Source organism: Pseudomonas sp. FW305-70 (genome assembly GCF_058783925.1).
Map to the genome: position 1 here is coordinate 1 of NZ_JBYSYZ010000057.1, position 13,521 is coordinate 13,521.

12 protein-coding genes and 1 pseudogene are annotated in these 13,521 nt (G+C 60.7%); 9 read left to right on the forward strand and 4 right to left on the reverse strand.

Annotation, left to right across the window (positions count from 1 at the left end):
- Positions 1 to 268 precede the first annotated feature (268 nt).
- Together AC3WN7_RS26590 and aptA are read right to left on the reverse strand one after the other, a co-directional pair.
- Complete coding sequence (locus tag AC3WN7_RS26590; RefSeq protein ID WP_102675583.1) at positions 269 to 1,762, reverse strand: CoA-acylating methylmalonate-semialdehyde dehydrogenase; 1,494 nt, start codon at positions 1,760 to 1,762, stop codon at positions 269 to 271.
- A 177-nt stretch (positions 1,763 to 1,939) separates the two neighbouring features.
- On the reverse strand, positions 1,940 to 3,289 hold the full coding sequence (gene aptA, locus AC3WN7_RS26595) for an omega-aminotransferase AptA (RefSeq protein WP_095964807.1): 1,350 nt from the start codon (positions 3,287 to 3,289) through the stop codon (positions 1,940 to 1,942).
- A 139-nt stretch (positions 3,290 to 3,428) separates the two neighbouring features.
- On the opposite strand from aptA, the gene AC3WN7_RS26600 reads away from it, so the two are divergent.
- From AC3WN7_RS26600 to AC3WN7_RS26625, 6 genes are all read left to right on the forward strand, one after another.
- On the forward strand, positions 3,429 to 4,349 hold the full coding sequence (locus AC3WN7_RS26600; RefSeq protein WP_015093347.1) for a LysR family transcriptional regulator: 921 nt from the start codon (positions 3,429 to 3,431) through the stop codon (positions 4,347 to 4,349).
- Positions 4,350 to 4,560: 211 nt separating this feature from the next.
- Positions 4,561 to 5,211: a TetR/AcrR family transcriptional regulator gene (locus AC3WN7_RS26605; protein ID WP_095964806.1), complete on the forward strand. Its 651-nt coding sequence runs from the start codon at positions 4,561 to 4,563 to the stop codon at positions 5,209 to 5,211.
- A gap of 18 nt (positions 5,212 to 5,229) precedes the next feature.
- The gene (locus tag AC3WN7_RS26610; RefSeq protein WP_095964805.1) at positions 5,230 to 5,811 is read left to right on the forward strand and encodes an IMPACT family protein; all 582 of its coding nucleotides are present in this window, start codon (positions 5,230 to 5,232) and stop codon (positions 5,809 to 5,811) included.
- Positions 5,812 to 6,392: 581 nt separating this feature from the next.
- Positions 6,393 to 7,958: an ABC transporter ATP-binding protein gene (locus AC3WN7_RS26615; protein ID WP_102675584.1), complete on the forward strand. Its 1,566-nt coding sequence runs from the start codon at positions 6,393 to 6,395 to the stop codon at positions 7,956 to 7,958.
- An 11-nt stretch (positions 7,959 to 7,969) separates the two neighbouring features.
- Positions 7,970 to 9,076 carry an ABC transporter permease gene (locus tag AC3WN7_RS26620; RefSeq protein WP_102675585.1) on the forward strand — a complete coding sequence of 369 codons (1,107 nt, stop codon included), beginning with the start codon at positions 7,970 to 7,972 and terminating at the stop codon, positions 9,074 to 9,076.
- Complete coding sequence (locus AC3WN7_RS26625) at positions 9,076 to 10,002, forward strand: ABC transporter permease (protein ID WP_095964802.1); 927 nt, start codon at positions 9,076 to 9,078, stop codon at positions 10,000 to 10,002. The genes AC3WN7_RS26620 and AC3WN7_RS26625 overlap by 1 nt, the downstream gene beginning before the upstream one ends.
- Here AC3WN7_RS26625 and AC3WN7_RS26630 read toward each other — a convergent pair.
- Entirely contained in the window at positions 9,999 to 10,469 is a 471-nt protein-coding gene (locus AC3WN7_RS26630; RefSeq protein WP_095964801.1) for a hypothetical protein, read from the reverse strand. The genes AC3WN7_RS26625 and AC3WN7_RS26630 overlap by 4 nt on opposite strands.
- A 109-nt stretch (positions 10,470 to 10,578) precedes the next feature.
- Here AC3WN7_RS26630 and AC3WN7_RS26635 point away from each other — a divergent pair.
- From AC3WN7_RS26635 to AC3WN7_RS26645, 3 genes and pseudogenes are all read left to right on the forward strand, one after another.
- Positions 10,579 to 10,707 (forward strand): annotated as a pseudogene (locus tag AC3WN7_RS26635) (MerR family transcriptional regulator); the annotation flags it as partial.
- 19 nt (positions 10,708 to 10,726) lie between these two features.
- Positions 10,727 to 11,416, forward strand: a complete 690-nt coding sequence (locus AC3WN7_RS26640; protein WP_102675586.1) for an SDR family oxidoreductase — start codon at positions 10,727 to 10,729, stop codon at positions 11,414 to 11,416.
- A 254-nt stretch (positions 11,417 to 11,670) separates the two neighbouring features.
- Positions 11,671 to 13,029 (forward strand): 8-oxoguanine deaminase, encoded by a 1,359-nt coding sequence (locus AC3WN7_RS26645; protein WP_095964799.1) that lies wholly within the window; start codon positions 11,671 to 11,673, stop codon positions 13,027 to 13,029.
- 198 nt (positions 13,030 to 13,227) lie between these two features.
- On the opposite strand, the gene AC3WN7_RS26650 is transcribed toward AC3WN7_RS26645, so the two are convergent.
- Positions 13,228 to 13,473 (reverse strand): hypothetical protein, encoded by a 246-nt coding sequence (locus AC3WN7_RS26650; protein ID WP_146022463.1) that lies wholly within the window; start codon positions 13,471 to 13,473, stop codon positions 13,228 to 13,230.
- Positions 13,474 to 13,521 lie beyond the last annotated feature (48 nt).

The window sequence follows — 13,521 nt, forward strand, 5'->3', positions numbered from 1 at the left end:
CGAATTCTACAGCGTTACTCGCTGCTGTCAACACCTCTTTTTCAACTTCCTTGGCGCTTCGATGAACTGAAGCAACCTGCTGCCGAAAACTGCGTAACTCTTTGTTTAGCAAGGAGTTTTCCGTTTCGACTGCGCCGGAAGTGGGGCGAATTATAGGCCTCCAGAATCTGCCGTCAACACCTATTTTCACAAATCTGTCATATAGGTCAAAAAAGCCCGAAAACGCGAAGGCCGACCCCAAGGGGTCGGCCTTCTTTTGCCCTTCTACTTACAAGCTGGGGAACGCGAACTGCGAAGCTTCATGGCTCGCACGCTGCGGCCAGCGCTGGGTGATGGCCTTGCGACGGGTGTAGAAACGTACACCATCCGGGCCGTAGGCGTGCAGGTCGCCGAACAGCGAACGCTTCCAGCCGCCGAAGCTGTGATAGGCGACCGGCACCGGCAACGGTACGTTGACGCCGACCATGCCGACTTCGATCTCGTCGCAGAACAACCGCGCCGCTTCGCCGTCACGGGTGAAGATGCAGGTGCCGTTGCCATACTCGTGATCGTTGATCAGCTGCATGGCCTCTTCCAGGCTGTTGACCCGAACAACGCACAGCACCGGCCCGAAGATCTCTTCTTTATAGATACGCATCTCTGGCGTGACGTTGTCGAACAGGCAACCACCCAGGAAGAAGCCTTCTTCATGACCGGCCACGGTCAGGCCACGACCATCCACCACCAGCGTCGCGCCGGCGGCTACGCCGTCTTCTACATAACCGCTGACTTTGTCACGAGCCTGGCCAGTCACCAGTGGGCCCATGTCCAGACCGCAGGAAGTACCGGCACCGATTTTCAGTGCCTGGATTTGCGGAACCAGTTTGGCCACCAGAGCGTCTGCGACCTGGTCACCGACACACACGGCCACAGAGATTGCCATGCAGCGCTCACCGCAAGAACCGTAAGCAGCGCCCATCAGTGCGCTGACAGCGTTGTCCAGGTCGGCATCCGGCATCAGCACGGCGTGGTTCTTTGCACCACCCAGGGCCTGAACTCGTTTGCCGCGCTTGGTGCCTTCGGAGTAGATGTATTCGGCAATCGGCGTCGAACCGACGAAGCTCAGCGCCTTGACTTCCGGCGCTTCGATCAACGCATCCACCGCAGTCTTGTCGCCGTGCACCACGCTCAGTACGCCTTTAGGCAAACCGGCTTCCAGCAGCAACTGGGCAATCAGCAGCGTCGAGCTCGGGTCACGCTCGGACGGCTTGAGAATGAAGCAGTTGCCGCAGACGATCGCCAGCGGGTACATCCACAGGGGCACCATGGCCGGGAAGTTGAACGGCGTGATACCGGCGACAACGCCCAACGGCTGGAAGTCAGACCAGGCATCGATGTTCGGGCCGACGTTGCGGCTGTACTCGCCCTTGAGGATTTCCGGAGCCGCGCAAGCGAACTCGACGTTCTCGATGCCGCGCTTCAGTTCACCGGCAGCATCTTCCAGGGTCTTGCCGTGCTCTTCGCTGATCAATTGCGAGATGCGAGCCTCATTCTGCTCCAGCAGTTGCTTGAAGCGGAACATCACCTGGGCACGCTTGGCCGGTGGCGTGTTGCGCCAGGCCGGGAATGCAGCCTTGGCCGCGTCGATGGCGCTCTGGATGGTTTCGCGGGTCGCCAGCGGCAACTTGTGAATAGCCTGGCCGGTAGACGGGTTGAACACATCAACCGTGCGACCGTTCTCGGTCACCAGTTCGCCATTGATCAAATGCGGAATAACGCTCATGGAAGCTCCTGAAAAGTTGTCCACAGGCGCCTACGAAATGACGCCTGCGATATAGATGCTTTGTGTAGGAGCGAGCTTGCTCGCGAAGATAGTGAGGGCGCCGCGTTCATCCAGGCAGCCCGCATCATCGTTAACGTCCATCGCGAGCAAGCTCGCTCCTACGGGTGTGTTGTCAAATCAGTCGATCTTGCCCAGCACTTCGCCGACCGCGTCGAACAGGCGATCCAGGTCCTGCGGCTTGCTGTTGAAGGTTGGGCCGAACTGCAGGGTGTCGCCGCCGAAGCGGACATAGAACCCGGCTTTCCACAGCGCCATGCCGGCTTCGAACGGACGCACGATCGCGTCGCCGTCACGTGGTGCGATCTGGATCGCACCGGCCAGGCCGAAGTTGCGGATGTCGATAATGTTCTTGGTGCCTTTGAGGCCGTGCAGCGCATTTTCGAAATGCGGTGCGACGTCGGCCACGCTCTGCACCAGGTTTTCCTTTTGCAGCAAGTCGAGTGCTGCCAGGCCCGCCGCGCAAGCCACCGGGTGTGCCGAATAGGTGTAGCCATGGGGGAACTCAACCGCGTACTCAGGCGTCGGCTGATTCATGAAGGTCTGGTAGATCTCGGAGCTGGCAATCACCGCGCCCATCGGGATCGCGCCGTTGGTGACTTGCTTGGCAATGCACATCAGGTCCGGGGTCACGCCGAAGGTGGTGGCGCCGAACATGGTGCCGGTACGGCCGAAACCGGTGATCACTTCGTCGAACACCAGCAGGATGTTGTGCTGGTCGCAGATTTCACGCAGACGCTTGAGGTAGCCCTGTGGCGGAACCAGCACGCCAGCGGAACCGGCCAATGGCTCGACGAATACCGCCGCGATGTTCGACGCATCGTGCAGTTCGATCAGCTTGAGCAGTTCGTCAGCCAGGGCGATGCCACCCTGCTCCGGCATGCCACGGGAGTAGGCGTTGCTTGCCAGCAGAGTGTGCGGCAGGTGGTCGACGTCCATCATCGCCTGACCGAACAGTTTGCGGTTGCCGTTCACGCCGCCGAGGCTGGTGCCGGCAATATTCACACCGTGGTAGCCACGGGCACGGCCGATCATTTTGGTCTTGGTCGACTGACCTTTCAGGCGCCAGTAGGCACGGACCATCTTCACCGCGGTGTCAGCGCACTCGGAGCCCGAGTCGGTGAAGAACACGTGGTTCAGGTTGCCCGGGGTCAGGTCGGTGATTTTCTCGGCCAGCTGGAACGACAGCGGATGACCGTACTGGAAGGCTGGCGAGTAATCGAGGGTGCCCAGTTGCCTGGCGACCGCTTCCTGGATTTCCTTGCGGGTGTGACCGGCGCCACAGGTCCACAGGCCCGACAGCGAGTCATACACCTTGCGGCCCTTGTCGTCGATCAGCCAGCTGCCTTCGGCGCCAACGATCAGGCGCGGGTCGCGCTGGAAGTTGCGGTTGGCGGTGTAAGGCATCCAGTGAGCATCGAGCTTGAGCTGGCTGGCCAGCGAAGTCGGGGCGTTTTCAGGCAAGTTCATGGGCAAAACCTCGCAAGGCAATAGGCGGCGTAAAGATTGAAAACCGTTGTTGCAGCTAAATTGCCACGGGGATAAAGTCTGTGAAATGCAACTCTTCTAATGTTCAGTCAGCCAATCACTAAACTTTTGAGTAACCCGCATGAGCGCTCGCCGTCCCGATCCGCTGGCCCAGGTCAGCGACTTTGATATTCGCCTGCTGAGGATCTTTCGCAGCGTGGTGGAATGCGGCGGCTTCTCCGCGGCTGAAACCGTGCTGGGCATTGGTCGTTCAGCGATCAGCCAGCAGATGAGCGATCTGGAGCAACGCCTCGGCCTGCGCCTGTGCCAACGTGGACGCGCCGGTTTTTCCCTGACCGAGGAAGGTCGCGAGGTCTATCAATCGGCGTTGCAACTGTTGAGTGCGCTGGAAAGCTTCCGCACCGAGGTCAACGGCCTGCACCAGCACTTGCGTGGCGAATTGATCATTGGTCTGACGGACAACCTGGTCACCCTGCCCCACATGCGCATCACCCATGCCCTTGCACAGTTGAAAGAGCGCGGCCCGGACGTGCAGATCCAGATCCGCATGATCGCGCCCAATGAGGTCGAACAAGGCGTGCTCGACGGTCGCCTGCACGTCGGCGTGGTGCCGCAGGCAAGCGCACTGTCGGGGCTGGAGTACCAACCGTTGTATAGCGAACGCTCGCTGCTGTATTGCGCGGTCGGCCATCCGCTGTTTTATGTTGACGACAAACAACTGGACGACGAACGCCTGAACAGTCAGGACGCCATCGCCCCCACCTTCCGCTTGCCAGCGGAGATCCAGGCCCACTACCAGGCGCTCAATTGCACCGCCAGCGCCTCGGACCGCGAAGGCATGGCCTTCCTGATCCTGACCGGACGCTATATCGGTTACCTGCCGGATCACTATGCGAGTCTTTGGGTACAGCAGGGCCGGTTGCGAGCGTTGAAAGCCAAAACGCGCTTCTATGACCTGAGCCTGGCCTCGGTCACACGCAAGGGGCGTCGCCCGCATCTGGTACTGGAGAGTTTTCTCGAGAGCCTGGCCGCGACGCGTTGAAATTTTGGATTACAGAAACCTGTGGGAGCGGGCTTGCTCGCGAAGAGGCCGGTACATCCAGCATCAAAGTTGTTTGACACACCGTCTTCGCGAGCAAGCCCGCTCCCACATTAGATTGCGGGGCAGGGTTTTATTGTGTGAGGACTTGTCTGAAGCCGATGGGTACGTTATCAACGCACTGGCCGTCCCACCCACCAGTTCGGAAGTGCTTATGACCTTTGAAGTCCCAGCCCACGGCGGAAAACCCGTCAGCCGCATTCGTCAGAAGAACGAAGAGACCATCATCAAAGCCGCCGAAGACGAGTTCGCCCGTCACGGGTACAAAGGCACGAGCATGAACACCATCGCCCAGAATGCCGGGCTGCCCAAGGCAAACCTGCATTACTACTTCACCAACAAGCTCGGTTTGTACGTGGCGGTGCTGAGCAACATCATCGAGTTGTGGGACAGCACCTTCAACACCCTCACCGCCGAGGATGATCCGACCGAGGCCTTGACCCGTTACATTCGCGCCAAAATGGAGTTCTCCCGCCGCCAGCCGCAAGCCTCGCGAATATTCGCCATGGAAGTCATCAGTGGCGGTGAATGCCTGACCGAGTATTTCAACCAGGACTATCGCGCCTGGTTCCAGGGCCGTGCGGGCGTGTTCCAGGCCTGGATCGACGCCGGTAAAATGGACCCGGTCGACCCGGTGCACCTGATCTTCCTGTTGTGGGGCAGCACCCAGCATTACGCCGACTTCGCCACGCAGATCTGCCGCGTCACCGGGCGCACCCGGTTGACCAAACAGGACATGGAAGACGCCGGGGACAACCTGATCCGCATCATTCTCAAGGGCTGCGGCCTGCAACCTGCCATTTAAGTAGCCATTCAGGTACGTATGCCTTTTACCCTCAGCGGTTTTTGCGAATACCGCGAAGAGATTCGCAAGAGCCGCTTCATCACCTTCGCCGCGCCGATCTCCAGCCCGGTCGAGGCCCAGGCGTTCATTGAACAGCACAGCGACTTGAATGCCTCGCACAACTGCTGGGCGTGGAAGCTCGGCGATCAATATCGCAGCACCGATGATGGCGAGCCCGGTGGCACGGCAGGTCGGCCGATTCTGGCGGCGATAGAGGCACAGGATTGTGATCAGGTCGCGGTGCTGGTGATTCGCTGGTACGGCGGCATCCAACTGGGCACCGGTGGTCTCGCCCGGGCCTATGGCGGCGGTGCGAACAAATGCCTGCAAGCGGCGCCAAAGGTTGAGTTGATCAGCCGGGTGCCGTTGCGATGCACTTGCGGGTTTGCCGAGCTGGCGTTGGTCAAGCTGCGGGTGGCGGAGGCAGGTGGACTGGTTGTGGATGAAAGCTTCACCGCCAATGGGGTCGAGTTGCAGTTGGCCGTGGGCGACGCGCAGATCGATACCTTGCAGTCACAGCTGGCCGATTTGAGTCGTGGGCGCATTCTTTTGCAGCGCTGAAAACAAGAGCAAAAGATCGCAGCCTTCGGCAGCTCCTGCATGGGATCGTGCTGCGATCTTTTGGGGCACGCCGCTTTTCCACTTATTCCATATTTGCCCACATCTGCTGTGCACCCGGCTGTGGATAACCTGAGCACATACCGCTGTAACCCTTCTGTCATGCGGCTTTGCGGACTTTGCTCAATTTTCGTCCAATCTGCCATCAAGCGCATCAAATTCAAGCAAAAACAAACAGTTACGGCGATTTATCACCTTTAGAAGAAAGCCACCCAGTGCTTATGCCCATGCCTTGAGCTTGCGCACAAATACTGTGGAGCAATCTGTGGATAACCCGTTCATGGCCGTCTCGGCACCCTGCACGGTATGGCTTGTGGTCGATTGATCATTTTTTGAGCAAAAGCCCACGAGCAAAATCAGGGCTTGATTTGCACCCTTGCCCCCATGTGGTGCCGGGTTCTGCGTGGTTCATTTGAAAACTGCATACTCAACGCCTCTGCTCGAAGGACTTCGATGTTTTCCTGACCCAGTGGCCAGAAAATTGCTTTATCCACAGGCACAAGTCCAACAGCACCGAGCCTGTCATGCCCAATCACGCTCCAATCCCGGATCCGGTTCCGCGCCTGCAACTGCGCAGAATCAGCAAACGCTACCCCGGTTGCCTGGCCAACGATGCCATCGACCTGACCATTGCCCCTGGCGAGATCCATGCCCTGCTTGGGGAAAACGGCGCGGGCAAAAGCACGCTGATGAAAATCATCTACGGCGTCACCCAGGCCGATTCCGGCGAGGTGATCTGGCAAGGTCAACGGGTAACCCTGCGCAACCCGGTCCAGGCCCGGAGTTTGGGCATCGGCATGGTGTTCCAGCACTTCTCGCTGTTCGAAACCTTGAGCGTGGCGCAGAACATCGCCCTGGCCATGGGCGCGGCGGCAGGCACACCCAGACAACTTGAGCCGAAGATTCGCGAGGTGTCGCGATGCTATGGCATGGCGCTGGAACCGGAGCGACTTGTCCACAGCCTGTCGATCGGGGAACGGCAACGGGTGGAAATCATTCGCTGCCTGATGCAAGACATCCGCCTGTTGATTCTCGATGAACCGACTTCGGTGCTGACGCCGCAAGAGGCCGACGACTTGTTCGTCACCCTGCGCCGGCTCGCCGCCGAGGGTTGCAGCATTCTGTTCATCAGCCACAAGCTCGGGGAAGTCCGCGCGTTGTGCCAGAGCGCGACGGTACTGCGCGGCGGACGCGTGACTGGACATTGCGTGCCCGCCGACTGTACGGATCAGCAACTGGCGCGCCTGATGGTCGGTGAGGCGGCGCAGCTGAACGCAAACTATCCGAAGGTGACCGGGGGTGATGCGTTCCTTGAGGTACGTGGATTGTCCTGGCACAACCCGGACCCGTTCGGGTGCTCCCTCAAGGACATCAATCTTGAAGTGCGCAGCGGTGAAATCGTCGGTATCGCCGGTGTCGCGGGCAATGGCCAGGACGAGCTACTGGCCTTGCTCAGCGGCGAACAACGCCTCAATCGCAACGAAGGCGCAACCTTGCGCTTTGGCCAGGAACCGGTTGCCCATTTACACCCTGATGCACGTCGCAGACTTGGCCTGAGCTTTGTCCCTGCCGAACGCCTGGGCCATGGCGCGGTGCCAGCGTTGAGCCTGGCAGACAACGCGCTACTGACCGCTTTCCAGCAAGGGCTGGTGAGCAAGGGTCTGATCCGGCGCAGCAGAGTCGAAACGCTGGCCGAGGAAATCATCCGCCGTTTCGGGGTCAAGACACCCGATAGCCAGACCCCGGCCCGCAGTCTGTCCGGCGGCAACCTGCAGAAATTCATCCTCGGCCGGGAAATCCTTCAGCAACCCAGGCTGCTGGTCGCCGCGCACCCGACCTGGGGTGTGGACGTCGGCGCGGCCGCCACCATTCACCGAGCCTTGATTGCCTTGCGCGATGCCGGCGCAGCGATCCTGGTGATTTCCGAAGACCTCGACGAACTGTTCCAGATCAGCGATCGCCTTGGCGCCTTGTGCGGCGGTCGCCTGTCGGCACTGAACGCCACGGTCGATACGCGCCTGAGCGATGTCGGCGGCTGGATGGCCGGCCAGTTCGCTGCCCCTCAATCACTCGCATCCGCCACGCGCTAACGGAGTGTCACATGCTGCTTTCTCTTGAACCCCGTGGCCAGCAATCGCGGCTGATGCTGTGGTGCTCGCCGTTGCTGGCGGCTGCGCTGACCCTGGGCTGTGGATCGTTGTTGTTCATCGCGCTCGGGCATGACCCGCTGCTGACCTTGCACACACTGCTGATCGCTCCGGTCAGCGACCTTTATGGCGTCTCTGAATTGTTGGTCAAAGCCCTGCCGATTCTGCTGTGCGCACTGGGCCTGGCCGTCGCCTACCAGGCGCGCATCTGGAACATCGGTGCCGAAGGTCAACTGCTGCTCGGTGCATTGGCCGGCAGTGCGCTGGCGGTCAACATAATCGATGTGCAAAGCCGCTGGGCGCTGGTGGCGATTCTGCTAACCGGCACCCTGGCCGGTGCTGCCTGGGCCGGCCTGACGGCGTGGTTGCGCACACGCTTCAACGCCAATGAAATCCTGACCAGCATCATGCTCAACTACATCGCGCTGAACCTGTTGCTGTTCTGCGTTCACGGTCCGTTGAAGGATCCCGCCGGGTTCAACTTCCCCGAGTCAGCGATGTTCGGGGATGCCAGCCGCTTGCCGCTCTTGCTGGAGGATGGCCGGGTTCACGCCGGGGTGTATTTCGCCCTGCTCGCCTTAGTGACGGTGTGGGTGCTGTTGCAGAAAAGCTTTGTCGGCTTCCAGATCAAGGTGCTCGGGCTGGATAAGCGGGCCGCCGGTTTCGTCGGTTTTCGCGAGAAGCGCCTGATCTGGCTCGCGCTATTGATCAGCGGCGGTCTGGCGGGCCTTGCCGGTGTGTGCGAAGTCACCGGGCCGATCGGTCAGTTGGTGCCGCAGGTCTCGCCGGGCTACGGCTACGCGGCGATCACCGTGGCGTTTCTCGGCCGCCTCAATCCCATCGGCATTCTGTTTTCCAGCCTGTTGATGGCGCTGCTGTACATCGGCGGTGAAAGCGCACAAATGAGCCTGAACCTGCCGCAAGCGATCACCCAATTGTTCCAGGGCATGATGCTGTTTTTCCTGCTGGCCAGTGACGTGCTGATTCTCTACCGGCCGCGCCTGAACCTGCGCTGGACCCGCCGTGCCCAAGCCACCGCCGTACACGCAGGAGCGTTGTGATGGATATCGATCTGCTGAGCAATATTTTCTACGCCATGGTCCGCTGCGGTACACCGTTGCTGCTGGTGGCGCTCGGGGAACTGATCTGCGAGAAAAGCGGCGTCCTCAACCTGGGCCAGGAAGGCATGATGCTGTTTGGCGCGGTGATCGGTTTCATCGTCGCGTTCAACACCGGGCACCTGTGGCTCGGCGTATTGCTGGCGATGTTCGCCGGGATGCTGCTGTCATCGCTGTTTGCGCTGGTGGCACTGGTGTTCAATGCCAATCAGGTGGCCAGCGGTCTGGCCCTGACGATTTTCGGCGTGGGCCTGTCGACCTTTGTCGGTGCGGCCTGGGTCGGCAAGCCGCTGGCGGGTTTCGAACCCTTGGCGATTCCCTATCTGAGCGAAATCCCGCTGTTCGGGCGGATGCTGTTTGCCCAGGACCTGTTGGTCTATCTGTCGTTCGCACTGTTTGCGCTGGTGGCCTGGGTCATTCTGAAAAGCCGTGTCGGGCTGATCATTCAAGCCGTCGGGGAAAATCCCGCTGCCGCCAGTGCCATGGGTTTGCCGGTGTTGTCAGTGCGTACGTTGGCGGTGTTGTTTGGTGGCGCAATGGCCGGGTTGGCCGGGGCCTATCTGTCCCTGGCGTACACGCCGATGTGGGCGGAGAACATGAGCGCAGGGCGCGGCTGGATTGCCCTGGCGCTGGTGGTGTTCGCCAGTTGGCGGGTGTGGCGCCTGCTGCTCGGCGCGTACCTGTTCGGGCTCGCCAGCATCCTGCACCTGGTGGCGCAGGGATTGGGGCTGGCGATTCCGTCGAGCCTGCTGGCGATGCTGCCGTATGCCGCGACCATTGTAGTGTTGGTGCTGTTGTCACGGGATGCGCTGCGGACGAGGTTGTATGCGCCGGTGTCGCTGGGGCAGCCGTGGCAGGCCGGGCATTAGGTGGTGACCGGGCCGGCCCCTTCGCGGGCAAGCCCGCTCCCACATTTGACCGGGTTCGGGCTTGCTCGCGAAGGGGCCCGAACAGGCAACACCTGAGCCACGCCCCACGCCAATTCAAACACCAGAAAAACCACCAACAATGAACTCGCACCCTGGATCAGGGCATAGGCCTGCCAGGCCGAGAACAGGAATCTGGCCACGGCGTCATACCGTCCGAAAACCTGCTGCGGATCACGAATCCGCAGCACCGCCCATACGCAGACGATCGAGCCCAACAGGTTCGCCATCAACATATGCACCGGTTCGAACGCTGGCAGCTCACCCGGCAAACTCAACGCCTGGCTCAGCGCAGTCAAAACCCCATGCAACGCCGCAAAACTCCACGGCGTGACAAACGCGACCGTCACGATCAGGTCGTACCAGGCACTGCCTTGCACCAACCGGCGATATTGCGTTGTAGTCCACATCATCATTGCTCCATCAATTCAGGGAGCAACAAGGCTAAAGCCTGGAGTATGCTCCAGGGTCAAGCCCCTTCGAGACGTCATGATGCGCATCGGTGAACTGGCCCGGGCCAGCGCCGTCACGCAACTGCTGCAAAACAAACTCAAACTGATCGAAGCCCGCATGGCCGAACTCGGCGCGCTACGCGAGGAGTTGCAACAACGGCTCGGGCAACAGTGTCCATTGAATCCACGATCCTGAATTTTCAAGGAAGCCACTCATGTCCAAGGCAAAAACCGCACTCATTATCGGCGCCTCCCGGGGGCTTGGCCTCGGGCTGGTGAAAACCCTGCTGGCCGATGGCTGGCAAGTCACCGCCACCGTGCGCGACCCGCAAAAGGCCGAGGCCTTGCAGGCCCTGGGCAAGGTGCGGATCGAACAGCTCGACATGGACGATCAGCCCGCAGTGTCCGCCCTGAGCCAACAACTCAAGGGCGAGGTGTTTGACCTGTTGTTCGTCAATGCCGGGGTCAAGGGGCCGGATGTCCAGACACCCAACGGTGGTGCGACGATGGCCGACGTCGGCCAGCTGTTTTTCACCAACGCCGTGGCGCCGATCAACCTGGCCCAGCGTTTTGTCGAACAGATCCGCCCGGACAGCGGCGTGCTGGCGTTCATGAGTTCGGTGCTGGGCAGCGTGACCATGCCCGATGCGCCGGAGCTGGCGCTGTACAAGGCCAGCAAGGCGGCACTGAATTCCATGACCAACAGCCTCGTCACTCAGTTGGGCGATACTACGCTCACTGTGCTGTCGCTGCACCCGGGCTGGGTGAAGACCGACATGGGCGGAGAAGGCGCGGACATCGATGTCGAAACCAGCACCCGCGGCCTGGTTGATCAGGTGAATGCGTACGTCGGCAAGGGCGGGCATCACTTCATCAATTACCGGGGCGAAACCATTCCCTGGTAACCCCTCAGATCAAAATGTGGGAGCGGGCTTGCTCGCGAAAGCGTAGTGTCAGCCAACATCAACGTTGCAGTTACACCGTCTTCGCGAGCAAGCCCGCTCTCACAGTATTACTCTTCGTCTGGTCGGGTTGGGCTTGCCCGCCAGAGCGTTTTGATCGAAACTGCCCACCTCGCCTCCCCGGCGAACCTGGATCAGCAGACAGGGCAACACTGAGCTGGCAACCCTGAACCCAACTTTCAGAGGAGCCGGCCAACATGCCTGCGACCCGTACCTGGTTAAAAAATCCCCTCGCCATTTTCACCTCCAACGGTCTCGATGCCCGTGGCGGCCTGGTGCTGCAAGACGGCTTGATCGTCGAAGTGCTCGGCGCCGGCCAGCAACCATCCGCGCCGTGCAATGAAGTGTTCGATGCCCGCGAGCATGTGATCCTGCCGGGCCTGATCAACACCCATCACCATTTCTATCAAACCCTGACCCGCGCCTGGGCGCCGGTGGTCAATCAGCCGCTGTTCCCGTGGCTGAAAACCCTGTACCCGGTCTGGGCACGCCTGACCCCGGAAAAGCTCGCCCTCGCCACCAAGGTCGCATTGGCCGAATTGCTGCTGTCCGGCTGCACCACCGCCGCCGACCATCACTACCTGTTTCCGGAAGGTCTGGAAAACGCGATTGACGTGCAAGTCGAGAGCGTTCGTGAACTGGGCATGCGCGCCATGCTCACCCGCGGCTCCATGAGCCTGGGCGAAAAGGACGGTGGCCTGCCGCCGCAACAGACCGTTCAGGAAGGCGAAGTGATCCTCGCCGACAGCCAGCGGCTGATCGCCGAATACCACGAGCGCGGTGACGGTGCGCAAATCCAGATCGCCCTGGCACCGTGTTCGCCGTTCTCGGTGACCCCGGAAATCATGTCGGCCAGCGCCGAACTGGCCAACCAACTCGACGTGCGCCTGCACACCCACCTGGCAGAAACCCTCGACGAAGAAGATTTCTGCCTGCAACGCTTCGGCCTGCGCACCGTGGACTATCTGGACAGCGTCGGCTGGCTCGGCCCGCGCACCTGGCTGGCCCATGGCATCCATTTCAACCCGGACGAGATCGCCCGCCTCGGCGCCGCCGGTACCGGTATCTGCCATTGCCCGAGCTCGAACATGCGCCTGGCCTCGGGTATCTGCCCGAGCATCGATTTGACTGACGCCGGCGCCCTGCTGGGCCTGGGCGTGGACGGTTCGGCCTCCAACGATGCCTCGAACATGATGCTCGAAGCGCGCCAAGCCCTGTACATCCAGCGCCTGCGCTACGGCGCCGAGAAGATCACCCCGGAACGCGTGCTCGGCTGGGCAACCAAAGGCTCGGCCAGCCTGTTGGGCCGTACCGATATCGGTGAACTGGCGGTGGGCAAGCAGGCCGACCTGGCACTGTTCAAGCTGGATGAACTGCGCTTCTCCGGTAGCCATGATCCGATCTCGGCCCTGCTGCTGTGTGGCGCCGATCGCGCGGACCGGGTGATGGTCGGCGGCAAGTGGCGGGTGATTGACGGGCAGGTCGAGGGGCTGGACCTGAAGGGCTTGATTGCCGATCACAGCCAGGCGGCGCGACAGTTGATTGCCGGGACCTGACACAACACCGATTGAAACTGTGGGAGCGGGCTTGCTCGCGAAGGCGTAGTACCAGTCAATACTCATGTGACTGACACACCGCCTTCGCGAGCAAGCCCGCTCCCACATTGGTTTTGCGGTGCTCTTAGAGTCCCAAAAGCGACAACATGATAAACGTCGCAAACAACACGAAATGAGTCATGCCTTCGATGGCGTTGGTTAGGCCGCGACGATGAAGGCGATCAACGCCAACAGCAGGAAACCTTCTTGCTTGAGGGTGGTGAGCATGGCGAGCCTTTTTGCCGAGTGGTGCCGATGAGCTACGGACTGCGGGGTGACGTTAACGTTTCGTTTTACCTTAGCGCACCAGAGGGTGGCGTGAGGTTGGTCAGATGCACTGCGTTGGTTCTGGTGTTGAAAAAGATCGCAGCCTTCGGCAGTTCCTACAGAGCTACGCGAAGCCATGCAGGAGCTGCCGAAGGCTGCGATCTTTTGATTTTGTTGTCCGGTTGG